This is a genomic window from Vibrio sp. T20 (assembly GCF_007858795.1).
In the GTDB taxonomy this organism is placed as follows: domain Bacteria; phylum Pseudomonadota; class Gammaproteobacteria; order Enterobacterales; family Vibrionaceae; genus Vibrio; species Vibrio satsumensis.
The window spans coordinates 1-25,836 of sequence record NZ_VFEB01000045.1; the positions used below are offsets into that span (position 1 = coordinate 1).

Below are 25,836 nucleotides of genomic sequence, written 5' to 3' on the forward strand. Positions count from 1 at the left end.
TGCCCTGGTGGTGGAATTGGTAGACACAAGGGATTTAAAATCCCTCGGCGTTCGCGCTGTGCCGGTTCAAGTCCGGCCCGGGGCACCATCTATTAAAGTCTTTATCTCGATAAAGCAAATGCGATACTAGCTCAGTTGGTAGAGCGCAACCTTGCCAAGGTTGAGGTCATCGGTTCGAACCCGATGTATCGCTCCAAATTAAAAAGCCCGAACAGAAATGTTCGGGCTTTTTGGTTTCTGTGGTTTAGCTTTTGCGTGTAAGTACTTTGCTTGCTCGAGCCCTCACTTAGAATTCATCTCTATCTCTATCTCTATCTCTATCTCTATCTCTATCTCTATCTCTATCTCAAAATTTCGCAATCAAGTTCGTTTAGATAAGTTAGTTTTTAAAAGCGAGATTCCCTATGAACTCGTTCCTCATACTAGGGAATGACGAAAAGATGCCACAGCCTCAAAGCTATCACTAACGCCGCCTGTATGCCTGCCTCGTCAGCCTCGGGCTCGAGGAACGAATGAACAGGGGAGCTCTTTCTTAAACGATAGTGTTGACGATATTTACAGCAATTGCTTAGCCACCACTGCTATTTATCAAGCTATTCTTAAAAACTATTGATCGTTCATTTCACTTTATGTTACTTTTCCGCGCAATCTCGGAATGAACAATGTTCAAGAAGAGCAACGATTGCTTCTGGGGGATACGCGTAGTGACCATTCTTGCTGATTGGGACATTACGTAGGGTAGGTATTGGCTAGTCCTTTAGCTGATAGACGGGATACTTATGGCGCAGTTCGCCATGTTAATGGGAAACCCAACATTGAACACACTAATTACAACATTGCTAATCAGCTCTGCATTTCCAAAGGGACCAGCTCCTCATAGCTGCCCGATCCTGCAAAAATGTCCAATTCTTCAAAACAGTAGCATTACTGAACCTTGAGCTCACGCTAACAATTTATCGCTGTCTTAAGACGGCTTAATTTCGTATTTGTCATTTGACTTATGCGAGCGTACAGCTATATCTCATTTCTAGACAATACGCGTACTTAACTATGAACTCTCTCCAAATTTAAAGAGGGTTGGTGGATAGTTGCGTCTGATGGAGGTGAGTATGAACACATTCAAGGGGACTTTTATGACTACCGCCTTTGAAGTCGATATCAATACTATCGCAAATTCATTTTCAACTATGGTTCCTATCGTCGAGGGAACTTACGACCTAACACCTGACGCTATTTTGCTTGAGCAAGAACAGCATGAGTCGGATGTACGTTCTTACCCAAGACGTCTTCCTATTGCTATTAAGCGAGCATGTGGCGCTTTAGTTGAAGATACTCGTGGCCAACTCTTTCTTGATTGCTTAGCCGGTGCCGGTACACTTTCTTTGGGTTATAACCACCCAGAGATTAACCAAGCACTTAAAGACCAACTTGATTCCGGTCTGCCATACCAAACTCTGGATATTACGACTCAAGCGAAAGAGACGTTTATCAAGCGAGTTAAAGCTTTTCTCCCTCAAGACTTTTCAGATAACTCGGTTCTTCAATTCTGTGGCCCATCAGGCGCTGATGCTGTTGAAGCGGCAATCAAGCTAGCGAAGCAAACCACAGGTCGTAACACCATGTTTGCTTTCCGTGGTGCTTACCACGGCATGACCAATGGCACCATGGGCATGATGGGTAACCTAGGCACCAAAGAGCGTCGTAGTGGCTTGATGTCTGATGTGCACTTTATGCCTTTCCCATACAACCTACGTTGCCCGTTTGGCATTGGTGGTGAAGCGGGTGCTAACGCAAGTATTCGTTACATCGAACGTATGTTGAATGACGATGAATCCGGCATCATGAAACCAGCTGCGATGATCGTTGAGCCCGTGCAAGGTGAGGGTGGTGTAATTCCAGCTCCGGCATCTTGGCTACAAGGTTTACGTCGCATCTGTGATGAACACGGTATCCTACTGATTTTTGATGAAATCCAGTGTGGTGTTGGCAAAACAGGTCATCGATTTGCGTTTGAAGAGTCAGGCGTTAACCCTGATATCTTATGTTTGTCTAAAGCGATTGGTGGCGGACTGCCTATGTCGCTGCTGGTATTCGATAAGAGCATCGATACATGGAAAGCGGGTGAGCACACGGGTACTTTCCGTGGTAATCAACTGGCAATGGTGTCTGGAGCGAAAGCGTTAGAAATCATCGAGCGAGATGGTTTAGTTGAGCACGCGAACATTGCAGGCCAATACCTACGACATGGGTTAGAGAAGATTCAATCTCGCGTTAACTGTATTGCTGAAGTTCGTGGTAAAGGTTTAATGCTTGGCGCCGAGATCAAGCAACCAAACGGTGAACTCAATAAATTTGGTGAGCCGAAATCAGACGGTGACCTGACCCTAGCTATTCAACGCGCGGCATTAGAGCGTGGTTTGATGGTCGAGAAGGGCGGTCGTGATGGATCTGTGATTCGCTTCCTGCCACCAATGATTATCTCTTTCGAACAGGTAGACTTTGCCCTGCGAGTGATGGAAGAAGCCATCATTGCTGCCGGCGGAGGTGTTCAAGAAGAGCAAGCTTCAGATAAGCAAGCAAATCAAGAGTGGAACAAGCACTTCATTCACACAGGCCTAGGCGGTAGCGACGAATTCGCTAACGTGATGAACCAAACCACTCAGGCAATGAAAGCGGTTTTCGAGCAGGTTGAAACTCCATACTCAGGTCTAGAACCAAAAGTGCTAGAGGCTTCTATCAAGGCTGTCGACCTAGACAACAACCAACACGCTTTGGTTGACGTTATAGATAGCACCGCTGACCTAGTTGCAGCAAACTCTATCTTTGTGCAGCACCCTGACTGTATCGCACACCTTCATACGCCTCCTCTAATGGCATCAGTAGCAGCGGAATCAATTATCGCGGCTCTGAATCAATCTATGGATTCATGGGACCAAGCATCTGCTGCGACTTATGTTGAGCAGCGCGTGGTTGATTGGATGTGTGACAAGTACCAACTAGGTGAACAAGCGGACGGTGTTTTCACTAGTGGTGGCACGCAAAGTAACCTAATGGGCTTATTGCTAGCGAGAGACTGGGTTGCGGATGAGCACGATGGTCACTCTATCCAAAAGCTGGGTTTACCGGATTACGCGAGTAAGCTTCGCATCTTGTGTTCAGATAAATCTCACTTCACGGTTCAAAAATCCGCTTCATTGCTCGGTTTAGGCGAGAGCGCGGTGTGCTGTGTTGAGACCAACGCAAACGGCACCATCAAACCGGATTACTTAGACGCAGAAGTAAAAGCGCTTAAAGCCCAAGGGTTGATTCCTTTTGCTGTAGTTGGTACGGCGGGTACAACCGATCATGGTGCTATCGACGACCTTGATGCGATTGCAGACATCGCAAACCAACAAGGCCTTTGGTTCCATGTCGACAGCGCTTACGGCGGCGCGCTTATCTTAAGTAGCCATAAAGCTCGTCTGAAAGGCATCGAGAAAGCGGACTCTGTCAGCGTTGATTTCCACAAGTTGTTCTTCCAAACAATCAGCTGTGGTGCTGTGCTGCTGAAAGACAAAGCGAACTTTAAGTACCTACTGCATCACGCAGACTACTTGAATCGCGAGCACGATGAGCTGCCAAATCTAGTCGATAAGTCTATTGCGACCACCAAGCGTTTCGATGCATTGAAAGTCTTCATGACGATGCAAAGCGTTGGGCCAAAGCAGCTGGGTGATATGTACGATCATCTCCTAGAGCAGACGCTTCAAGTTGCCGACCTGATTCAAAATCAAGCGGATTTAGAGCTATTAGCGGAGCCTTCACTATCGACGGTGCTGTTCCGTTCGGTGCTTAGCAATGAGCAATCAGCAAACAGTGCTATGGATTTAGACAAACTGAATCAAACGTTAAGATTGGAAGCGCTGACTCGTGGTGTTGCCGTACTTGGCGAAACGGTAGTGGATGGTAAAAGCGCGCTGAAATTCACTATCTTGAATCCGTGCTTAACGACATCAGATTTCACATCTCTAATTAACAAAATTCAAACTTTAGCTATTGAGCTAGCAGAACAACAAGGGTAATTAAAACTATGGCTATTCTACAAATTGGTGCAGGCGGCGTTGGTTGGGTTGTTGCACACAAAGCAGCACAAAATAACGAAGTACTGGGTGATATCACAATCGCTTCTCGTACCATCGCGAAGTGTGAAAAAATCATCGAATCTATCAAGGGCAAAAACAACCTTAAAGATTCAACTAAGAAACTAGAAGCACGTTCAGTAGACGCTGATGATGTTGATGCGCTTGTTGCTTTGATTAAAGAAGTTCAGCCGGATCTTGTTATCAACGCTGGTCCTCCTTGGGTAAACATGGCAATCATGGAAGCGTGTTACCAAACTAAAGTATCTTACCTAGATACATCGGTAGCGGTTGACCTATGTTCTGAAGGCCAACAAGTACCACAAGCTTATGATTGGCAATGGGGTTATCGTGAGAAGTTCGCAGAAGCGGGCATCACAGGTATTCTTGGCGCTGGTTTCGATCCTGGTGTGGTATCAATCTTTGCTGCGTACGCGGTTAAGCACTTGTTCGATGAGATTGACTCAATTGATGTAATGGACGTGAATGCTGGTGACCACGGCAAGAAGTTTGCGACCAACTTTGACCCAGAAACCAACATGCTTGAGATCCAAGGCGACTCTTTCTACTGGGAAAATGAAGAGTGGAAACAAGTACCGTGTCACTCTCGTATGCTTGAGTTTGAATTCCCGAACTGTGGTTCTCATAAAGTTTACTCAATGGCACACGATGAAGTTCGTTCGATGAAAGAGTTCATCCCAGCTAAGCGTATCGAATTCTGGATGGGCTTTGGTGATGCATACCTGAACTACTTCAACTGCATGCGTGATATCGGCCTTCTTAGCCCTGAACCGCTAACACTGCACGATGGCACAGTGGTTCAGCCTCTGCATGTTCTTAAAGCACTATTACCAGATCCAACATCTCTAGCTCCGGGTTACACTGGTTTAACGTGTATCGGTACTTGGGTTCAAGGTAAGAAAGACGGTAAAGAGCGCAGCGTATTCATCTACAATAACGCAGACCACGAAGTGGCTTACGAAGACGTAGAGCACCAAGCGATCTCTTACACAACAGGTGTTCCAGCTATTACGGCTGCACTTCAGTTCTTCCGTGGCGAATGGGCTGATAAAGGCGTATTCAACATGGAACAGTTAAACCCAGACCCGTTCCTAGCAACCATGCCTGAAATCGGTCTAGATTGGCACGTTCAAGAGCTAGAGCCTACGGCTGGTTTACCTCTGATCCACACTTTGAAGTAATTTCTGGCTCTTTGCCCTCGTCGCGTTGTCCATCGTGCTCATTTACGTTCGTAAACTCCGCGCGATGTCCTAGCGACAAGGTCAAAGCTCTGCGAATTCCATTCAAAGTCATATGATTGACGAGAACGTATAATTACAAGCCGATGCTGTTGCGTCGGCTTTGTTCGATTATCATGTGCCTTCGTGAACTCGAGGGCCGCAAGGTATTAACATGCAAAACAACGAACTAAAAACGCCTTATTTCATGATCAACGAAGACAAGTTGATTGCGAACTTAGAGAAAGCCAAGCAGCTGAAAGAGATCTCAGGTGTGAAGTTGGTATTGGCACTCAAGTGCTTCTCGACATGGGGGGTGTTTGACATCATCAAACCGTATCTCGATGGCACGACAAGCTCTGGTCCATACGAAGTGAAGCTTGGCCACGAAACCTTTGGTGGTGAGACGCACGCTTACAGTGTGGGTTACAGCGAAGATGACGTGAGAGAAGTTGCGGATATTTGCAACAAGATGATCTTCAACTCGCAAAGCCAATTCGAAGCTTACCGTCATATTGTTGAAGGCAAAGCCTCGCTGGGTTTACGTTTAAATCCGGGTGTGAGCTACGCAGGACAAGACTTGGCGAATCCAGCTCGTCAGTTCTCGCGTTTGGGCGTGCAAGCTGACCACATCAAGCCTGAAATCTTTGATGAGATTAATGGCGTGATGTTCCACATGAACTGTGAGAATAAAGACGTCGATGCATTTATCGGCCTACTTGATTCAATATCAGAACAGTTTGGTGGTCACCTAGATAAGTTGGATTGGGTGAGCATGGGCGGTGGTGTGTTCTTCACGTGGCCGGGCTACGACATTGAGAAACTTGGCCTTGCGCTAAAAGCTTTCTCTGAAAGACACGGCGTGCAAATGTACCTTGAACCGGGTGAAGCGATCATCACCAAAACAACCGACCTAGTTGTGACAGTAGTTGATATCGTTGAGAACGTGAAGAAAACGGCAATTGTCGATTCTGCAACCGAGGCACACCGTCTTGATACGCTTATCTATAATGAACCAGCATCGGTATTAGAAGCGTCCGAAAGTGGTAGCCATAGCTATGTGATTGGCTCATGTTCATGCTTGGCGGGGGATCAGTTCTGTGAAGCGAGCTTTGATGAGCCACTAAAGATTGGTCAAAAACTTCACTTGTTGGACAGCGCAGGCTATACCATGGTGAAACTGAACTGGTTCAATGGCCTTAAAATGCCCTCAATCTACTGCGAGCGCAGCAATGGCGACGTTCAAAAACTGAATGAGTTTGGCTATGAAGACTTCAAACGTTCATTGTCACAATGGTCAGTTAAATAACGGACTTTATTGTTCAGAAAAATAAAAAGAGCAGCGGATGAGCTGCTCTTTTTGATTATTTGTACCGTAAAAACTAATTAAAATGTTTTCACTAATCGAACAAGAGGATGTGGAATATCATCTGGGTCGGTAATGACTTCCAAAGCTTCTTCAAAATCAATAATTAAACCATCATAGTCACTGTTGATTTTATGAGCGTCAGGAGTATTAGTCCAATATGGTTCGTTGGTTGTTGTCGGGAAGAGTGTCAGGTTAATTGCTGGTCTAGTACAGCTATAGTCAACGATTGAACTTAACTCTTTGATATTAGGCAACCTAAAACCAACCTGACCTGCGATAGTGGTCAGATTCGAATCTTCAGTTGCGATGAGCGCATCCTGCCAATTTTGATATTTAATCGCGGTACCATCACATGTGTCATTGGATTGATTGTAGGTTTCGCCTAGGTTGCATTTTGACCAAAGCAAATTAGTCGTTACGTCGAGTAATGTACCATCTTTACGGTCAATAAATTGTCCGTCTTGGTGAGAAGGAGTTTGAGTTTGCACGCAGGTTTGCGCGATGGTATTTGCACTTAACAGAGAGGCAATTACACCTAAGCATAGTTTTAGTTTCATTACTCAATACCTCCACTTACAGCCACAATTCCTGTCGAGCCTGCGATGTTTTTATTACAAAGCTCAAGCTCTCCATTTTGAGAGTCGATACATCTAGCACTACCATCTTGTTTAACAGAGCTAGAATGCGTGAAGAGTCGGTCTCCAAGATTAGGAAAGAAATGAATGGCTCCTGCTGGTGCAGTGCCGACATTGAAGTTGATAAATGAACGGGCTTCAACAGGTGAAGGTAAGCGCCAATCTGTAATGCCGCAAATAGAGCGACTGTTTAGGCTACTAATATAACTACTTGTATTACAGTAGTTACTTCCCGAACCATCATTAATGTACGCACATTGAGAAGATATCGGGCCGGCGCTATACAAGAGATCATTGGGTGCTCCGGCATAGCCACCATTGGTTGTATTGTCAGAGTCGTACCAAGTATATGTGTGTGAGGCGCTTCTCCATGAGCTTGATTGACTGCCCCAAGGGTAAGGGTTGGCGTCAGGGGCGTCTTTATGGTTCTTAACCCAAGTATCGACCTCGGACTGGCTGGGCATTGCTATCGGATCTTGTTTTGCTTCAATATACAATCCAGTATGCTCATCTTTAACACAGCGCCAATCAGTAGCGCTAGGTATTAGAGGGTTTCCGTGAGCATCTAGCTTGGTGTAGCGAAAGCCATATTCCCCATCTGAATGTTCACTTCCATTGGTGACATCTAAACCAAAATCGGCATCTTGATTTGGATGTGATGCTGGAGGAGTGACGCTGTCGTAGTCTGTTCCATCAAAATAAGTGACATACCCAGTATCATTGAAACTTTTCTGCCCAGGAATATAGAACGCGAGAGTGTTTTTACTCGAATCGATAGTCGCGTTACCAACGGAAGCTATCGTGTAGATTACCGATTCGCCACCTTCATCGAAGCTATCATCACGAGCAGAAAATGTGATATTTGTTGATAGGGTTTCTGCTGGCAATTTAAGAGTTAACCCTGCTATATCAACAGTAAAGTCCTCAGGCGCGGCAATACCGGTTTGAGTCAGGGTAAGTGTTACATCTTGAGATGTGTAATGACTCAAAACAGCTTGTTGAATAATGCTGTCACCTTCTACAACGGTACTTAAGTCGTTACTAAAACTAACGGTTGGTTGAGTATCGCTATCATCAATAGTTACTACAGTTCGTTCGTTTGAAAGAGTGTAATTTGCACCGTTATCAGCACTAATAGAGTAATGAAGTGTTTTACTGCCCTCATACAGATTATTGTGCACAAGGTTTAGTGGTAGAGCTGCGCTGGTTGCACCTGCCGCAATTTTGACGTTTTGGCTTGAGATAGCATCGTAGTTTTTGAAGGTGCCATTAGAGCGAGTTGTCACGTCACTAGTTGAGATCGTTAAGGTGAGTTCTTGAGCTAATGCTTCGGAAAGAGAAACGGTAATGGATTCTGTTTTCGACCCTGATTGTGGTTCAGAAAATGAGACACTATTTGGGATGCTAAGCGTAATAGGGGAAGATGACGTACTTGAAGTTGTTCCCGTAGTAGTTGTTCCACTATCGTTATTTTCATGACCACTTTTACAACCGCTAAAAAGTGTCGTAAGAAGGATTGCTGAGATGACATTGAGTTGCCAGCTCGACCTTTTTCTTTCCATGTATGAACCTAAGCTACTAAATTATATAAGATATCTATCGTATCAAAAAAATTATATAAATACTTAATTTCATATTCTATGGCTATGTGTTTTGGGTGTTTTGATGCGCTTTTTTTGTAAGTAATGTAAGAGAGGTCTTATTTATGAGGTGGCCTCCCAACGATTAAGGTATCGTCAGGAGGTAAGTTAAATTAGCTTTCAATCATTACTCGAGTGTCTTCACTGAGTGTTTCGAGTTCATTAACTACATCATCGATTTGAACTTCGATTGGTAGCTTAACGGCGATTTTTGAAGTGAATAAGCTTGAACTAACACCACCACCACCAGCGATAAAGACTCGGTGGCAATCCATATCTAGAATGCTGATCCCTTGTCTATCCAATACATGTGTCACTTCGTTGACGATACCTGCTCGGTCGTTAGAGTCGAGCCTTAAGTGATGGATTGTGTCTTGAGCATTGTGCGTATGATCTGAATCGACAAACTGTACGATGAGATCCGGGTTGGCGCTGAAAGCTTCTTTTACAATCGATTCGTTGATGGCTGGAAGTTGAACCTTGAGTACGCCTGCGACTTGGTCTTCAATAAAGTTCACTTTACTGATGAGCCATTTGCCGTCGTTTTCGTGAGTAACCGCAGCAAGTTGTTTGATTGTTGCTGGTGATGCTTTTCCGATAAAGTTTACGATAAATGTACTGTTCATATCAGCCCCCAAAGTTTCAATTATTATTTGCTAATTAAATGTTTGATATCGCGCGATAAAGTTCTTTAATTTCAGTGTAGAAGGTTACATCGAACAATGTTTGACCTAGGTCAATTTTTGAAACTAAGCTGTGATGCAAAAAAAGAGAATGAAGAGTAGGGCACAAAAAAAGCGGCTAGAGAGCCGCTTTTTAGAAGAGTTTTGTTTTTACGAAAGTAATTAGGTTGCTGTATTAGAAGGTTACTTTAAAGTTCATACCAACAAACTGAGAATCGTATGGCGCACCAGCATCGTATGCGAATCTAGCTGCGTCTTGGTTATCCCACCAAGGGTTAGTATTCAGATTAACTTCTGCGTCACCGCCCCAAGCATCACTTACCCAGTAGTGGATGTGTCCAACAGGGTTTAGGAAAAATAGAGACACATCACCCATGGTTTGAGAGCCCATCACTTCGCCGCCTGAAGCAATGATGTCTTGCTCTGCTTCTAGCATCATTTCACCAACAACCGCACCAAAGAATGGAGTGATGAACAGATCTTGCCATGATGGTACTTCGGCAAACGCTTCTACACCGTATTCCCAGAAGAACGTAGACATGGTCCAAGAGTATAAGAAAGATTCAAACTCATCGTAACCTGCGTGTCGAGCTGCGGTGTAGTAAACACCACCAAAATAGGGGTGCATCACGTAGTTTAGGAAGTGTTCATCGCGGTCCCATACAGGGCCTTCAGATACGTTGTCTTTCCACTTTTTACCTAATGAGCTGATGTCACGTTGGTCATCATCCCACTTAGTGATACTTTCAGGGAGTAGAGTCATCAAACCTACTGTAGCGACACTTAAGCCCAAAATGGTGTAGGTTTGGCCCATAAGGTAGTCCCAATCCTTCTCTTGGCTCACCAACATGTGTTTTGGTTGTTGGATTGAGAAGTCGTACTCATCACTTGATTCGCTCAGTGCGTAATTGGTATTAGGCTTGTAGGTGTACAAGCTATCATTAACACAGTAATCTTGAGCACATTCATCCGAATAAGAAAGGTTGATTGGCTGGTCGAAGTCGTATTGGCTTGCAACCGAGTTAACTGACATTAGCATTGTAAATGCAGCAGTAACCTTTGCTAGTAACGGTGATTTGGCCACAAGGGTCTCCATGAGAAAGTTTGGAATTGATCAGGGTCACAATTATCTATTAAATGCCTGATTTAGGGAACTAATAATTTATAGCTTTTCCTAAGAAAACCTTAGGTTTAACATTATTAATATTAGTGAAAAGGCGAATTGCTCCAAATTCAACCATAGACCAGTTTGTAAATAATGCAGTGTCTTTTTATGACAACAAGGGATAGAAATATGACGAAAATCGCAATGTTAAGTACAGGTGAAGAAGTTCTTCATGGAGACATTGTAGATACGAACGCAGCTTGGATGTCTGCTGAGTTTTATCAGCATGGTTTTGCTCTTGCTAAGCGCTCAACTGTGGGTGATCAAATGAATGCTCTTGTTGAAGAACTGCTGATGCTGAGCTTTAACTATGATGTGGTTATCGTTAATGGTGGTTTAGGCCCGACAACCGATGATATGAGTGCAGCAGCTGCTGCTGCTGCCTCAGAGCAGAAACTCATTATGTTCCCTGAATGGCTGGCGCGTATGGAAGAGATGTTTTCCGGGCGTGGTATGCCGATGCCGGATAGCAACCTAAAGCAGGCTTTGCTGCCAGTAAACTCGGAAATCGTCGATAACCCTGTCGGCACTGCATGTGGTTTCAAACTTAAGATTAACGATGCGACTTTCTATTTTACTCCGGGAGTGCCCAGTGAGTTTAAGCGCATGGTGAGCTTTGAAATTATCCCTGACCTCGCTCGTACTTATCCTCAAGTGGTCGCTTCTGAATGCAGCAGGTTGTTTACCTTTGGTTTGTCCGAATCTGGCATATCAGACGTGTTAGACCAGCTGAAATTGCCTCAAGGTTATGAATTGGGTTACCGCTCTTATCTGCCGTTTATTGAAGTGAAACTATTTGGACCTAAGTCGGATCTAGAAACTCGCGTTAAGCTGCTGCAAATGGTGTACAAGCTATTAGAGAGCAACGTTGTCAGTGTTGATGAGCCGATGATCGATCATATCGGCCACATTATGGCTGAGAGAAAGAAGACGCTGTCGGTATCGGAAGTGTCAACTAAAGGTGCGCTATCGGCTTGGCTGCAATCGAATGAGCAAGTTGAAGATTGCTTCGGCCACTCTTGGGTTATGGCGGAGCCAAAAGAGAGTGAGCTTGAAAAGAGCGATCCACTAGCGGCGACGTTTGCATTGGCTGGTGCAACAAGAGAAAAGTGCGGCACAGAGTTAGCCTTAGTAACGGGTAAGTTAGAGGGTAATACTTTTAGTATTGCGTTATCGAGCGAAGCAGGCGAGTGGGGGCAAGTGCTGGAGTTCTACCGTCAATACAAGCGTGAAGATGCACGTACCATCATCAAAACCGTAGCAGCCGATATGCTGAGAAGGCACCTAGACAACAAACCGATGTTTGGCACTTACTCTTCGGCTAAGCGATTGAAAGACATGTTTATTCCAGCAGCTATCATTAAGTAAGTATGTAAGCGAACTCGTTAAGTCTGTACTAAAAACGTTAGAAAAAATGAAATAAAAAGGCCCAACATCTAAATAGGTGTTGGGCCTTTTGTTTATCTAGCCTTCTAGATAACCAAACAAGCAGTGATGTTTACACGTAGCTCATGTCTGTAAGAACTTGATTACAAACCGCTTGTCATATGTAGACTGTAGAACAAACCACGGCCGATTAACTCTGAAGCCAAGAACAGTACTAGTGCTAAGCCAAGGTTAACTGGGTTCACTTTTGCTTTGTTCAGCATAGGTAGAATCCAAATCAACAAGCTTGCCATCAGCAGTGCCACTTGAAGAATCACATAGCTACCTAAACCATCGACTAACTCAGACGCTTTTGCAGCTGAAGTTTGGATGTCACCGATTAGGTTCAGTTTTCCTACTGTCACAAGCAAGCTGATCGCAACAGCAATCACAGCCAGCATGGTGATGTTACGGTCAACCGCAAAGCGACTGTCGTTAGCAAATACAATCACGAATTGAGACAGCAATAAACCGCCCACAACCATCGTCATGATGAAGCTCAGTGGTGTGTAGATGTTGTCCCACGTAGGTACTGTGTTGATCATGTATACGTTGATCATCGCGTACATGAAGATTGCACCCAACACCATCGCGCCAACCATCAGTGCTTTCTGGATAGCTACGCCACCTTTCTTAACCACAGACAGTAACCATTGAAGGCCACCTACTGTGAAGAATGCCGCACCGAAAAATACTTCGTTAGACAGCCAAGCAGAGCCTAGTTGGTTAAAAGCGTTAAACGCGCGCAGTGGAGAGCCAAGGTGCGTTGTCGAGAACATGAAGCCAAGCCCCATCAGTGCCCATAGAATGAACATTGGAACCTTGTAGCTGTTTAGCTTCTCTTCGTCATGACCCAATACCAGTGCGCGAGCACCAATAAGTAAGTAACCACCAACTGCAGTTTGCGCCAGCACCGTAAAGAAGATTAAAGACCACTCATGAAAAATCATCTTACACCTCCTTCGGGTTTGCTAGGTGACCACTGGTATCGCCAGTCGGCTTCGCGTTTTTGTTCAGCTTAATCACGATGTTCGGTAGCGTTTCTGTTGAAGATGGCAGTGGAGCCACATCCGCACCAGAGCCGTACTTCTCGCGAAGTGTATTGATTTCACCAAACTCCAATGCACGAAGTGGGCAAGATTCAACACAGATAGGCTGTTTGCCTTCAGAAACACGTTGGTAACAACCATCGCATTTAGTCATGTGACCTTTCTTAGCATTGTATTGTGGTGCGCCGTAAGGACACGCATTGCTGCAGTGCTGACAACCAATACAAACGCTCTCATCAACCACAACCAAACCGTCTTCATCACGTTTGTGCATCGCGCCCGAAGGACACACTTTCACACACGCTGGGTTAGTACAGTGGTTACAAGCGATAGACAGGTAGTAAGAAAAGACATCTTTCTGAACCCAGGTATCACCATCTTGAGTGAAGCCACCACCTGCGTATTCGTATACGCGACGGTAGTTCGTTTTGATGTCGAGATCATTATAATCTTTACAAGCAAGCTGACAGGTTTTACAACCCGTGCATTTACTTGAATCAATGTAAAAGCCGTATTGTTTCATTCCAACCTACCTTATGCTTTCTTTAGCGCTTTGATTTGAACTAGGTTTGTATGCTGAGGGTTACCCTTAGCAAGTGGGCTCGGGCGCTGAGTAGTCAGCACGTTGATAGAGCCTGCATGGTCGATCTTCTGACCATCGGGTGCGTACCATGCACCTTCGCCTAGCGCGACAACTCGAGGAAGAATCCTTGGTGTCACTTTCGCTGGAATGTGTACTTCGCCACGGTCGTTAAAAATACTCACCATGTCGCCGCTTTCAATACCACGTTCTTTCGCATCAATTGGGTTGATCCACAACTCTTGCGGTGCCGCAGCTTTGATCTCTGCAACGTTGCCGTAAGTCGAGTGAGTACGAGCCTTATAGTGGAAACCGGTTAGCTGAAGTGGGAACTTCTCTGCTAGCGGATCGTTATGGCCTTCGAAAGAGTCCGCGTAAATTGGAAGTGGGTGAATCACTTCGTCTTCTTTCAGCTTCCAAGTCTTCGCGATATCAGCCAGTTGCTCTGAGTAGATCTCGATCTTGCCACTTGGTGTGGTCAGTGGATTCGCTTCTGGATCTTTACGGAAATCTTCATAAGCGATGTAGTGATGGTCGTAGCTACGTTTGTAGATACCCAGCTCTTTCATCTCTTCGAAGGTTGGCAGGGTTGGATCGTTCTTACGAGTTTCTGCGTACAGGTGCTCAATCCATTGTTCTTGAGTACGACCCTCCGTGAACTCTTTTTCAACTCCCATGCGTTTAGCAAGCTCAGTACACATCTCGTAGATAGATTTCGCTTCAAACTGAGGCTCAATCGCTTTCTGTGCGTAGATGAAGTAAGGCATGTTCGATGCTTTACCATCCATACACCAGTCGTCTTGCTCAGACGTTGTTAAGTCTGGCAGGATGATGTCAGCGTATTTTGCTGAAGACGTCATATGGTTATCAACCACGACAATCATTTCACACGCACTTTCATCTTGAAGAATCGCGTGTGTCTTGTTGATGTCTGAGTGCTGGTTGATGATGCAGTTACCTGCGTAGTTCCAGATCATCTTGATTGGGTTCTTAAGGCGCTCTGCACCGCGAACACCATCAGTGATGTCGGTCATTTCATGATGACGGTAAATTGCGTCTGTCCACATAAACATTGAAATAGACGTTTCAACTGGGTTTGGCACAGTAGGGAAGCGAACAAACGGAATGTTGATGTCACTTTCACGAGCACCTGTTGAACCGCCTGATACACCCACAGAACCAGTGAGTAGCGACAGCATCGCGATTGCACGACAAGCTAGTTCACCGTTCGCAGTACGTTGTAGGCCCCAACCTTGGTGGATTGCACATGGTTTTGCTGTGCCCATTTCACGGCCAAGCTTAACGATAGTATCAACTGGAATACCTGTGATCTTAGAGGCCCACTCAGGTGTTTTCTCTACGCCATCTTCACCTAAACCTAAGATGTAAGATTTGTAGTCGCTGTTTTTAGGCGCTGATGCAGGCAGAGTCTTCTCGTCGTAACCTACGCAGTATTTGTCTAGGAACGGTTGGTCGACAAGGTCTTCAGTGATCATCACGTGTGCAAGACCCGCTACCAATGCAGCATCTGTAGAAGGACGAATTGGGATCCATTGATCTTCACGGCCACCGGCAGTATCGGTGTAGCGAGGGTCGATGATGATCGTTCTTGCGTTTGACTTGTTTTTGCTTTCTACATAGTGGTGGATCAGACCGCCGCCAGACATGCGTGTCTCGGCAGGGTTGTTACCAAACTGGATGTTAAGCTTGGTGTTCTCTAGGTCAGAGAAAGAGTTGTTGTTTGCCCAACCACCGTAGGTGTAACTCAAGCCTTTCGCGATTTGCGCTGTTGAGTAGTCACCGTAATGGTTTAGGTAACCACCACTTAGGTTCATTAGGCGAGCAATCAGCGTTTGAGCTGGTGGCCAAGACTTAGTTACTGTACCGCCAAGTGTACCTGTCCCGTAGTTTAGGTAGATAGTGTCGTTACCATAGTCTTTGATAAGGCGTTGCATGGTGCCAGCAACTTCATCGTAAGCTTCTTCCCAGCTAATACGTTTGAATTTACCTTCACCACGTTTGCCCACACGTTTCATCGGGTACTTCAGGCGATCTGGGTTGTAAACACGGCGGCGCATAGAGCGACCACGTAGACAAGCACGAACTTGGTGATGACCGTATTCGTCAGTACCAGTGTTGTCGGTTTCTACGTATTTGATTTCACCGTTTTGCACATGCATACGTAATGGGCAGCGAGAGCCACAGTTTACAGTACATGCACTCCATACGATTTTCTCATCCACACTCTCAGCAACCGCAGCCGCTACTGGTTTGGATTTGAAAGGTAAAGCGATACCGCCCGCGAGTGCGGCTGCGCTACCTACCGCAGAAGAAGCTTTCATGAAGCCTCTTCGAGTAAGATTCATTACCCCAGATTCTTTCTTATTCGTCATTCTAAGATGCCTTTTGCTATTGATGGCTAGCACTTTATAGGTAGTTTTGTTTTTGTCTTTTAATATTTAAATGTTGATTGATAGGCGTCAAATAAGTGTGGAATTTAAAGTTTATGAATTGAATGTATAAAATGGATCAAAGAATAAAATGGATTAATTAATATAATTATCTTTAAACCTATAACGTTATAAATAATAATGATTATCGATACGCATAAATTGTTGGGTTCGCTATTTTATCAAGCGACAAGTAAAGAACAGTTAATCACCATTGTTGAAGCCTTGGTTGAGAGCGAAGTACTCTCTCAAGAATGCTTGCTGGCATTGAGAAGTGAAGACGAAGATGCACTCGCAGCAGAGTTCAGCCGCCTGTTTGAAGGCGTGGGAGACATGCCAGCGCCACCTTGGGGTTCAGTGTACCTAGATAAAGACCGCGTTGTGTTCGGCGCTTCTACTGTAGAGTATCGCCAGTTTTTAGAATTGAATCAGATTGAATTAGACACAGGTTTAAGAGAGCCGGAAGATCAATTTGGTTTAATGTTATTCGCTCATGCATATTTGTTAGAAAATAATAATATTAATTCAGCTGGTGAATTACTTGAAGGTCACTTATTAACTTGGTCTTCTGTTTATTTAGAAAAACTAAATAAAGCATCAGAGCTATCTTTTTATAAAAAGCTATCGGTTGATGTAATAGGTTGGTTTAAGTACTTAACATCTGAATATAATTTAAACGTTGCTACTAAAAAGTTATATATCGACTAATGTCTGAACAAATAAATTCAAATAGACGCGGTTTCTTAACTCGACTTTCTAAACCGGTTAAAGCAGCCGCGGATTATGAAGAGATATCACAGCGCTTGCATGCAAGGCCGCCAAGAGCGGTCGATGAGGTGCTGTTTGAGCGTCTTTGCGACGGTTGTGGGTTGTGTGAGCAAGCGTGTCCGAATAGCGTTATTGAGATGCTAGAGGGCAGTGCGCTGCTGAATTTGGATTACAACAGTTGTTCTATGTGTAACAAATGTACTGAAATGTGTCCGACTGGCGCGCTTCATCCAACGGTCACACCTTATATTGACTTGAAGCCTAGCTTTGCGGATAGCTGTAATAATTACATGCAAATGGATTGCTCAGCATGCCAAGCTGCGTGTTCAGACGGTGCGATACACATCGAAGTAGGAGAGTTACCTACGGTAGACAAAGACAATTGTAACGGCTGTGGAGAGTGCCGAAGCGCTTGTTACATTGGCTCAGTGACCCTTAACCTGTCTCAGCAATAAATGTTTGGCTTTGTTTAGGGTATAAACCAATAGAAAGATTTTGGTTGAGTAGTAGGTGAGTCGCCTCTGAGGCTCAAAGACATAAATAGAAAAGGGTCCGCATTCCTAGAGGAAGCGGACCCTTTTTAATTCTTATTGACGATATTCGAACAAGATGACCTACAGCCAGTTGGCTTATGCGCGTTTTTGCTTGCTTCTATGAATAACGTTACTCAGCGATAGCTCAGTCTTTGCTTTACAGATACAAGGCAAGATTTCGTTGCCTTGCGTGTAAGCCATAGCAAAACCAACGTACTCGACTTCACCAGAATCCAACGTACAGCGGCATGCACCACAGTGGCCATCTCGGCAGTTGTATTCTGGTTCTAATCCCGCTTGTTCCATTGTTTCCAACAGAGTGTTTGAAGGGTTAGATTCAATTGAAATCAGCTTGTTGATTTTGATTGTTGGCATTACAGCTCAAATCCTTCAAAGTCGTCAGCTTTTACTTCGTTGTCGATTTGGCCAACTAGGTAAGAACTGATTTCTGCTTCTTGTGGAGCAACTTGAACGTTATCTGAAGACAACCAAGCGTTGATCCATGGAATTGGGTTTGATGTTGCTTCTGGGTAAGCGGTACCTAGGCCAACAGCCTGCATACGAATATTGGTAATGTACTCAACGTATTGGCAAAGAATGTCTTTGTTCAAGCCAATCATAGAGCCGTCTTTGAATAGGTATTCTGCCCACTCTTTCTCTTGCTCTGCTGCTTCTTTAAATAGGTCGAAACACTCTTGCTTGCACTCTTCAGCGATTTGCATGAATGCGAAGTCGTCTTGACCGTTACGTAGCAAGTTGATCATGTGCTGAGTACCAGTAAGGTGAAGTGCTTCATCACGAGCGATTAGCTTGATGATTTTAGCGTTACCTTCCATTAGCTCACGCTCAGCGAACGCGAATGAACAAGCAAAACTAACGTAGAAACGGATTGCTTCTAGCGCGTTTACCGACATTAGACATAGGTAAAGTTTCTTCTTCAGGTCGTGAAGTGAAATCTTAACGTCTTCGCCGTTGATGCTGTGGTTGCCTTCACCGTAGCGGTGGTAGTCAGCCGTTAGCTTGATTAGGTCGTCGTAATAGAAAGCGATGTCTTTAGCACGCTTAAGGATCTCTTCGTTTTCAACGATGTCATCAAATACTACACCTGGATCGTTCACGATGTTACGGATGATGTGCGTGTATGAGCGAGAGTGAATCGTTTCAGAGAAAGACCATGTCTCAATCCAAGTTTCCACTTCTGGTAGAGATACCAATGGAAGTAGGGCAACGTTAGGGCTGCGACCTTGGATAGAATCTAGAAGCGTTTGATACTTCAAGTTAGAGATGAAGATGTGTTTTTCATGCTCAGGAAGTTTGTTGTAGTCGATACGATCGCTCGACACGTCTACTTCTTCTGGGCGCCAGAAGAAAGAAAGCTGCTTCTCGATAAGCTTTTCGAAAATTTCGAATTTTTGTTGGTCGTAACGTGCAACGTTAACTGACTGACCCAAGAACATTGGTTCTTTTAGTTGGTCATTTTTAGTCTGAGAAAAAGTACTGTAAGCCATAAATGCCTCAAATCCTTTAAAGACCCGTAATAAAACGGACCCTGTTAATGCTTTAAACCCAGAGAAGATAACTCTTCTCTGGGGTCTTAATGTTTATTGCGGTTTAGATCTTACAACCGCCGCCTTCACAATCTTCTTCCGGCACTTGAACTGCATCGCCTTGGTCGTCTTTAGCACCATCACGAGTGTTATGGTAGTAAAGCGTCTTAACACCGTACTTGTACGCTGTTAGTAGGTCTTGAAGCAGCTTCTTCATTGGTACTTTACCGCTGTCGTAAACACTTGGATCATAGTTAGTGTTTGCAGAGATAGCTTGGTCAACGAATTTTTGCATGATACCCACTAGGTGTAAGTAACCGTCGTTAGAACCAATGTTCCAAAGTAGCTCGTAGTTCTCTTTAAGATTTAGGAAATCTGGAACAACTTGCTTAAGGATGCCGTCTTTCGATGCTTTCACTGATACGTAACCACGTGGTGGCTCGATACCGTTAGTCGCATTCGAGATTTGAGACGATGTCTCAGAAGGCATCAGCGCAGTTAGCGTAGAGTTACGCAGACCGTGCTCCATGATCTCTTCACGTAGAGTATCCCAATCGTAGTGCAGTGGCTCTTCACATACTAAGTCGATATCTTTTTTGTAAGTATCGATTGGCAGTAGGCCTTTCGCGTAGTTGGTCTCGTGGAAAGATGGGCAACGACCTTGCTCTTTCGCTAGTTCAACAGACGCTTTTAGCAAGTGATATTGAATAGCTTCAAAAGTACGGTGAGTCAGGCCATTCGCGCTGCCATCAGAGTACTTAACACCATTCTTCGCTAGGTAGTATGCGTAGTTGATTACACCCACACCTAAAGTACGACGGTTCATTGTCGACTTGTATGCTGCTGGAAGCGGGTAGTCTTGGTAATCAAGAAGTGCATCTAGAGCACGAACAACCAGCTCAGAAAGCTCAGCTAAGTCGTCTAGTTCATTGATTGCGCCAAGGTTGAACGCTGAAAGTGTACATAGTGCGATTTCGCCTTCGTCATCTTCTACGTTAGAAAGTGGCTTAGTAGGAAGCGCGATTTCTAGACATAGGTTCGATTGACGAACAGGGGCTACTTCAGAATCAAATGGGCTGTGTGTATTACAGTGGTCAACGTTCTGAATGTAGATACGACCAGTAGAAGCACGCTCTTGCATTAGCAGAGAGAAAAGCTCAACCGCTTTTACTGTTTCACGCTTCACTGAAGGATCGTTTTCGTACTTAACGTATAGCTCTTCAAAACGGTCTTGGTTTTCGAAGAACGCATCGTAAAGGCCAGGTACGTCAGAAGGTGAGAACAGGCTGATGTTGCCACCTTGAACTAGGCGAGAGTACATAAGCTTGTTCAGCTGTACGCCGTAATCCATGTGACGAACACGGTTCTCTTCAACACCGCGGTTGTTTTTCAGTACTAATAGAGACTGAACTTCACCGTGCCACAATGGGTAGAACACTGTTGCTGCGCCACCACGAACACCACCTTGAGAACAACATTTTACTGCTGTTTGGAAGTATTTGTAGAAAGGGATACAGCCAGTGTGGAACGCCTCACCATTACGGATTTCAGAACCAAGCGCACGGATACGACCTGCGTTGATACCAATACCAGCACGTTGAGATACGTAACGAACAATTGAGCTTGCTGTTGCGTTGATTGAATCAAGGCTGTCACCACACTCGATCAGTACACAAGAACTGAATTGACGAGTAGGCGTACGTACACCAGACATGATCGGTGTAGGTAGAGAAATCTTAAACGTAGACGATGCGTCGTAAAAACGTTTGATGTAGTCAAGACGAGTCGATTTCGGGTATTTAGCGAATAAACACGCAGCAACTAAAATGTAAAGGAACTGAGCACTCTCGTAGATTTCTTTCGTTACACGGTTTTGAACGAAGTATTTACCTTCGAGCTGCTTAACCGCTGCGTAAGAGAAGTCTAAGTCACGTTTGTGGTCGATGTACTCGTCAAGCTCTTCGAATTCAGCTTTCGTGTAGTCTTCCATAAGGTGGCTATCGTATTTACCCATATCAACCAGTTTTGCAACGTGGTCATATAGTGCTGGCGGCTCGTATTCGCCGTACGCTTTTTTACGTAGGTGGAATACAGACAGACGTGCTGCTAGATATTGGTAATCAGGAGTCTCTTCAGAGATTAAATCCGCTGCTGACTTGATGATAGTTTCATGAATGTCAGTAGTGGTGATGCCATCGTAAAACTGAATGTGAGCTTTCAATTCTACTTGTGATACAGAAACATTGTGCAAGCCTTCAGCTGCCCATGTAATCACGCGATGGATCTTCTCTAGATCGATCGTTTCTTTGCGCCCGTTACGCTTGGTAACAGTAAGTTGTTGGTTCATTCTGCTTAATTTCCCTAACAAAACTGAACAAGGCCGTGTTTTTGTGTATTTCTGTGTAATTTTTGTAAATTACGTTTCGGCTTTGTGATCTTGGTCTACCCATATATTGTAGTTCAAACACAACATATAGGGGTCATTTGTTTGTTGGGTTACAAGATAGTGCTACAACTGATATTTTTCAAGGTAAAGAAATGGGGTTGCTTGTGGATAAGTGGTGGATTGAAAAAAAACTGTAAGTGACCACTAACTGATGAGGTTAGATGTGACTTGATTGTATAAAAGTCGGCTTTTGATGATGCTTTAATTTTGCTCGCCAATAAAAAAAAATCCCTTGATCTTTGAGCAAAATGGGCGATGGATTTTGGGCGATTAAATTTAAATCGAGGTGGTCAAAATGGAAGCTGGCGCACGAAATTTAGACTGAAAAAAGTCGCAAAGTTATGGTAATTGCAACTCTTTTCATTCGTCTTTTTTACAAAAGGTTTTACGGTAGACCTACCGATATTTTTTAGCCAAAGTTTTGTGTGTGAACGATGTAGTTCACATCGACTTTTTGGCCTAAACGGTAAGTGTCCGTAAGAGGGTTATAGTGCAGTCCCGTAATCCCTAACTCTTGCAGCGGAGTGTTATCAACCATCTTGATAAGTTCAGCAGGGCGAATGAACTTCTCGTGCTCATGAGTGCCTTCTGGAACAATCTTCAATAGCTTCTCTGCACCGACAATCGCAAACAAGTAAGATTTGAAATTACGGTTCAATGTAGAGAAGAATACATGGCCGCCCGGTTTCACTAATTTCGAACAGGCAGTGATAACAGATTGTGGGTCAGGAACGTGTTCAAGCATTTCCATGCACGTTACCACATCGTAAGTGTGTGGGTTCTGCTCTGCGTGATCTTCGATAGTGCTCTGGATGTAATCGAGCTTTGTGCCAGTTTCCAGTGCATGAAGGCGTGCTACTTCAAGCGGCTCTTTACCCATGTCTAGACCAGTCACGACTGCACCTTCAACAGCCATGCTTTCCGCTAAAATACCGCCGCCGCAGCCAACATCGAGGACTTTCTTGCCAAACAGGCCTTCAGTCTTCTCTAACACGTAGTTTAGGCGCAGTGGGTTGATTTGATGTAGCGGCTTAAATTCGCCTTCTAGATCCCACCAGCGTGACGCCATGTCTTCGAATTTCTTGATTTCTGCTGGGTCTACGTTCTGTGATTTAGTCATAATCGGCATTTCCAAGTTAAATAATGCATCCATGAAATTGCAGGCATTATAACTTGCCTTTTCGCGCTGACCAGAAGATCTACAATTTTGCTAGTTTATTGGATGTAAAGTGACCATGTTTCAGCAAGATATGATGCGGAGGTGCAATTTCTCATCAATTGATTGGCTACAAGGGTCACAAGATGGTAAAAGGAGAGGGAAAGTGATGCCTCCGTAGGTAAATTTGTGTTATATTTTTCGGTCTTATACGTATTCAAAAATACGATCTGACTATAGAGGGAAAATGGCTCTATGAGCGATCTAGCGAAAGAGATCACGCCCGTAAATATTGAAGATGAGCTTAGAGGTTCATACCTAGACTACGCGATGTCCGTCATCGTTGGTCGTGCCCTTCCAGATGTGCGTGATGGCCTAAAACCAGTACACCGCCGCGTTTTGTTCGCGATGAATGTACTAGGTAATGATTGGAACAAACCATATAAAAAGTCTGCTCGTGTAGTAGGCGATGTAATCGGTAAATATCACCCGCATGGTGATAGCGCTGTATACGATACAATTGTTCGTATGGCTCAACCGTTCTCGCTGCGTTACATGCTAGTTGATGGCCAAGGTAACTTTGGTTCTATCGATGGCGACTCCGCGGCTGCAATGCGTTATACCGAAGTTCGTATGGCGAAAATTGCGCACGAGCTACTGGCTGACCTTGATAAGGAAACTGTGGATTACGTACCGAACTACGATGGTACAGAACAAATTCCAGCAGTACTTCCTACAAAAATTCCTAACCTATTGGTAAACGGTGCTTCTGGTATCGCAGTAGGTATGGCTACCAACATTCCACCACATAACCTTGGTGAAGTTGTTGATGGCTGTTTGGCTTACATCAATAATGAAGAGATCACTATTGATGAGCTAATGGACTACATTCCTGGTCCTGACTTCCCAACAGCAGCACTTATCAGTGGTCGTAAAGGCATCGTTGATGCTTATAAGACTGGCCGCGGTAAGGTTTACATGCGTTCAAAAGCGGATATCGAAGTAGAGAAGAATGGTAAAGAAACCATTATCGTTACTGAGATCCCTTACCAAGTAAACAAAGCTCGTTTGATCGAGAAGATTGCTGAACTGGTTAAAGATAAGAAAGTAGAAGGCATCAGTGCACTGCGTGACGAATCTGATAAAGATGGTATGCGTATTGTTATTGAATGTAAGCGTGATGCAGTAGGCGAAGTGGTTCTAAACAACCTATACGCTCAAACTCAACTGCAAACGACTTTCGGTATCAACATGGTTGCGTTGAATAACGGTCAACCTCAGTTGTTCAACATCAAAGACATGCTTAAGTGCTTCGTAGACCACCGTCGCGAAGTTGTTACACGTCGTACTATCTTCGAACTGAAGAAAGCGCGCGATCGTGCACACATCCTTGAAGCGTTGTCTCTAGCTCTTGCTAACATCGACGAAATCATTGAGCTTATCCGTAACGCTCCAACACCAGCTGAAGCAAAAGCTGGCCTAGTTGCACGCGGTTGGGATCTTGGTAACGTTGCTTCAATGCTTGAGCGCGCTGGTACTGATGCAGCTCGTCCTGATTGGTTGGAAGACCAATACGGTATCCGTGATGGCCAATATTTCCTAACGGAAACGCAAGCACAAGCTATTCTAGAACTTCGTCTTCACCGCCTAACAGGCCTTGAGCATGAGAAGATTCTAGACGAGTACAAAGCACTTCTAGAAGAAATCGCTGAGCTAATGCACATTCTTGCAAGCACTGAGCGTTTGATGGAAGTTATCCGTGAAGAACTTGAAGCGGTACGTGAAATCTATGGCGACGAGCGTCGTACAGAAATCACAGCGGCAGTTCATGACATCGACATGGAAGAGCTGATTGCTCAAGAAGACGTTGTAGTAACGCTTTCTAACGCAGGTTACGTTAAGTACCAAATCCTAAGCGACTACGAATCTCAACGTCGTGGTGGTAAAGGTAAGAGTGCAACTAAGATGAAAGATGAGGATTACATTGAGCGTCTGCTTGTTGCTAATACTCACGATAACATCCTATGTTTCTCTACTCGTGGTAAGACATACCGTCTGAAAGTTTACCAACTACCATTAGCAAGTCGTACTGCTCGTGGTAAGCCTATCGTTAACATTCTTCCTCTAGAAGAAGGTGAACGTATTACGGCTATCCTGCCTGTTTCTGAGTTCTCTAACGAGAAATTCATCTTCATGGCTACGGGTGACGGTACAGTTAAGAAGACATCACTGGATCAATTCGCAAACGTACGTGCTAACGGCCTAATCGCAGTTAACCTACGTGACGACGATTCACTGATTGGCGTTGATATCACTAACGGTGATAGCGACATCATGCTGTTCTCTAAATCGGGCAAAGTTGTTCGCTTTAACGAGGACAAAGTACGTGCAATGGGCCGTACTGCCTCTGGTGTTCGTGGTATGAAGCTTCCAGAAGACGATCAAGTGGTTTCACTGATTGTTCCTTCTAACGAAGGCGATATCCTAACTGTGACTCAAAACGGTTACGGTAAACGTACTGAGCTAGCAGAGTACCCAACGAAAGGCCGTGCAACGCAAGGTGTAGTATCTATCAAAGTCTCTGAACGTAATGGCCCAGTTGTTGGCGCTGTTCAAGTTGAAGAAGGCGATGAGATGATGATGATCACCGACGCAGGTACACTAGTACGTACTCGCGTAGCGGAAGTAAGCCAAGTTGGTCGTAACACTCAAGGTGTAACACTGATTCGTACTGCTGATGACGAGAATGTTGTAGGTCTACAACGTATCGACGAAGTAGAAGAAGCTGAGATTGTAGAAGGCGAAGCTGAAGAAGCAAATGCTGAAACTATCAACACTGAAGTTTCTGAATCAAGTGAAGAGCAAGCATCAGATGCTTCTGACTCTGAAAGTGATCACGAGCAAGATACTGAGTAATCTCGATTACGTTAAGTAATTAAGCTTACCATTGAAAAAACCGAGCCTAAGTGCTCGGTTTTTTATTGTCTGCTCGTTTATTCTGATCGCGTAAATCCTAATAGCTAAGTCTCGATCA

General features: G+C 44.5%; 18 protein-coding genes and 2 tRNA genes. 9 read left to right on the forward strand and 11 right to left on the reverse strand.

What is annotated here, in order from left to right; genetic code table 11:
- The first annotated feature begins 1 nt into the window (after nt 1).
- From FTW16_RS01925 to nspC, 5 genes are all read left to right on the forward strand, one after another.
- A tRNA-Leu gene (locus FTW16_RS01925) sits at nt 2-88 on the forward strand.
- Between the two features lie 32 nt (nt 89-120).
- A tRNA-Gly gene (locus FTW16_RS01930) sits at nt 121-196 on the forward strand.
- 913 nt (nt 197-1,109) lie between these two features.
- Nucleotides 1,110-4,061: a pyridoxal phosphate-dependent class III aminotransferase gene (locus tag FTW16_RS01935; RefSeq protein ID WP_186728009.1), complete on the forward strand. Its 2,952-nt coding sequence runs from the start codon at nt 1,110-1,112 to the stop codon at nt 4,059-4,061.
- An 8-nt stretch (nt 4,062-4,069) separates the two neighbouring features.
- Complete coding sequence (locus FTW16_RS01940; protein WP_146489856.1) at nt 4,070-5,320, forward strand: carboxynorspermidine synthase; 1,251 nt, start codon at nt 4,070-4,072, stop codon at nt 5,318-5,320.
- 211 nt (nt 5,321-5,531) lie between these two features.
- Nucleotides 5,532-6,665 carry a carboxynorspermidine decarboxylase gene (nspC, locus tag FTW16_RS01945; RefSeq protein ID WP_146489857.1) on the forward strand — a complete coding sequence of 378 codons (1,134 nt, stop codon included), beginning with the start codon at nt 5,532-5,534 and terminating at the stop codon, nt 6,663-6,665.
- Between the two features lie 77 nt (nt 6,666-6,742).
- Here the strand turns inward: nspC and FTW16_RS01950 are convergent, their stop codons facing one another.
- The 4 genes from FTW16_RS01950 to FTW16_RS01965 all read right to left on the reverse strand — a co-directional run bounded on the left by FTW16_RS01950 (nt 6,743) and on the right by FTW16_RS01965 (nt 10,767).
- Nucleotides 6,743-7,282, reverse strand: coding sequence for a DUF1566 domain-containing protein (locus tag FTW16_RS01950; protein WP_146489858.1), 540 nt, complete (start codon nt 7,280-7,282; stop codon nt 6,743-6,745).
- Nucleotides 7,282-8,922, reverse strand: coding sequence for a DUF1566 domain-containing protein (locus tag FTW16_RS01955; protein WP_146489859.1), 1,641 nt, complete (start codon nt 8,920-8,922; stop codon nt 7,282-7,284). The genes FTW16_RS01950 and FTW16_RS01955 overlap by 1 nt, the downstream gene beginning before the upstream one ends.
- A 191-nt stretch (nt 8,923-9,113) precedes the next feature.
- Nucleotides 9,114-9,626, reverse strand: coding sequence for a glycine cleavage system protein R (locus tag FTW16_RS01960; protein WP_050646057.1), 513 nt, complete (start codon nt 9,624-9,626; stop codon nt 9,114-9,116).
- A gap of 232 nt (nt 9,627-9,858) precedes the next feature.
- Nucleotides 9,859-10,767: a DUF3943 domain-containing protein gene (locus FTW16_RS01965; RefSeq protein ID WP_146489860.1), complete on the reverse strand. Its 909-nt coding sequence runs from the start codon at nt 10,765-10,767 to the stop codon at nt 9,859-9,861.
- Nucleotides 10,768-10,977: 210 nt separating this feature from the next.
- On the opposite strand from FTW16_RS01965, the gene FTW16_RS01970 reads away from it, so the two are divergent.
- Nucleotides 10,978-12,216 (forward strand): CinA family nicotinamide mononucleotide deamidase-related protein, encoded by a 1,239-nt coding sequence (locus FTW16_RS01970; RefSeq protein ID WP_146489861.1) that lies wholly within the window; start codon nt 10,978-10,980, stop codon nt 12,214-12,216.
- A gap of 161 nt (nt 12,217-12,377) precedes the next feature.
- Here FTW16_RS01970 and FTW16_RS01975 read toward each other — a convergent pair whose 3' ends face one another.
- The 3 genes from FTW16_RS01975 to FTW16_RS01985 are packed head-to-tail and all read right to left on the reverse strand — an operon-like array spanning nt 12,378 to nt 16,295.
- Nucleotides 12,378-13,223: a dimethyl sulfoxide reductase anchor subunit family protein gene (locus FTW16_RS01975; RefSeq protein ID WP_146489862.1), complete on the reverse strand. Its 846-nt coding sequence runs from the start codon at nt 13,221-13,223 to the stop codon at nt 12,378-12,380.
- A gap of 1 nt (nt 13,224) precedes the next feature.
- Nucleotides 13,225-13,845, reverse strand: coding sequence for a DMSO/selenate family reductase complex B subunit (locus tag FTW16_RS01980; RefSeq protein ID WP_004733360.1), 621 nt, complete (start codon nt 13,843-13,845; stop codon nt 13,225-13,227).
- A gap of 11 nt (nt 13,846-13,856) precedes the next feature.
- Nucleotides 13,857-16,295 (reverse strand): DmsA/YnfE/YnfF family dimethyl sulfoxide reductase, encoded by a 2,439-nt coding sequence (locus FTW16_RS01985; protein WP_146489863.1) that lies wholly within the window; start codon nt 16,293-16,295, stop codon nt 13,857-13,859.
- Nucleotides 16,296-16,493: 198 nt separating this feature from the next.
- Here FTW16_RS01985 and FTW16_RS01990 point away from each other — a divergent pair, with 198 nt between their 5' ends.
- Both FTW16_RS01990 and napF read left to right on the forward strand, forming a co-directional pair.
- Entirely contained in the window at nt 16,494-17,060 is a 567-nt protein-coding gene (locus FTW16_RS01990) for a molecular chaperone (RefSeq protein WP_146489864.1), read from the forward strand.
- Nucleotides 17,060-17,575, forward strand: a complete 516-nt coding sequence (gene napF / locus FTW16_RS01995; protein WP_146489865.1) for a ferredoxin-type protein NapF — start codon at nt 17,060-17,062, stop codon at nt 17,573-17,575. Before FTW16_RS01990 ends, napF begins: the two co-directional genes overlap by 1 nt.
- 174 nt (nt 17,576-17,749) lie before the next feature.
- Here the strand turns inward: napF and yfaE are convergent, their stop codons facing one another.
- The 4 genes from yfaE to ubiG form a co-directional block, all read right to left on the reverse strand.
- Nucleotides 17,750-18,028, reverse strand: a complete 279-nt coding sequence (gene yfaE / locus FTW16_RS02000) for a class I ribonucleotide reductase maintenance protein YfaE (protein ID WP_146489866.1) — start codon at nt 18,026-18,028, stop codon at nt 17,750-17,752.
- Nucleotides 18,028-19,161, reverse strand: a complete 1,134-nt coding sequence (gene nrdB / locus FTW16_RS02005) for a class Ia ribonucleoside-diphosphate reductase subunit beta (protein WP_060982424.1) — start codon at nt 19,159-19,161, stop codon at nt 18,028-18,030. The genes yfaE and nrdB overlap by 1 nt, the downstream gene beginning before the upstream one ends.
- A 103-nt stretch (nt 19,162-19,264) precedes the next feature.
- Entirely contained in the window at nt 19,265-21,547 is a 2,283-nt protein-coding gene (nrdA, locus tag FTW16_RS02010; RefSeq protein WP_146489867.1) for a class 1a ribonucleoside-diphosphate reductase subunit alpha, read from the reverse strand.
- A 508-nt stretch (nt 21,548-22,055) separates the two neighbouring features.
- Nucleotides 22,056-22,799, reverse strand: a complete 744-nt coding sequence (gene ubiG, locus FTW16_RS02015; RefSeq protein ID WP_186728010.1) for a bifunctional 2-polyprenyl-6-hydroxyphenol methylase/3-demethylubiquinol 3-O-methyltransferase UbiG — start codon at nt 22,797-22,799, stop codon at nt 22,056-22,058.
- 258 nt (nt 22,800-23,057) lie between these two features.
- Between ubiG and gyrA the strand changes: the two genes are divergently transcribed.
- Entirely contained in the window at nt 23,058-25,718 is a 2,661-nt protein-coding gene (gene gyrA / locus FTW16_RS02020) for a DNA topoisomerase (ATP-hydrolyzing) subunit A (protein WP_146489868.1), read from the forward strand.
- Nucleotides 25,719-25,836 lie beyond the last annotated feature (118 nt).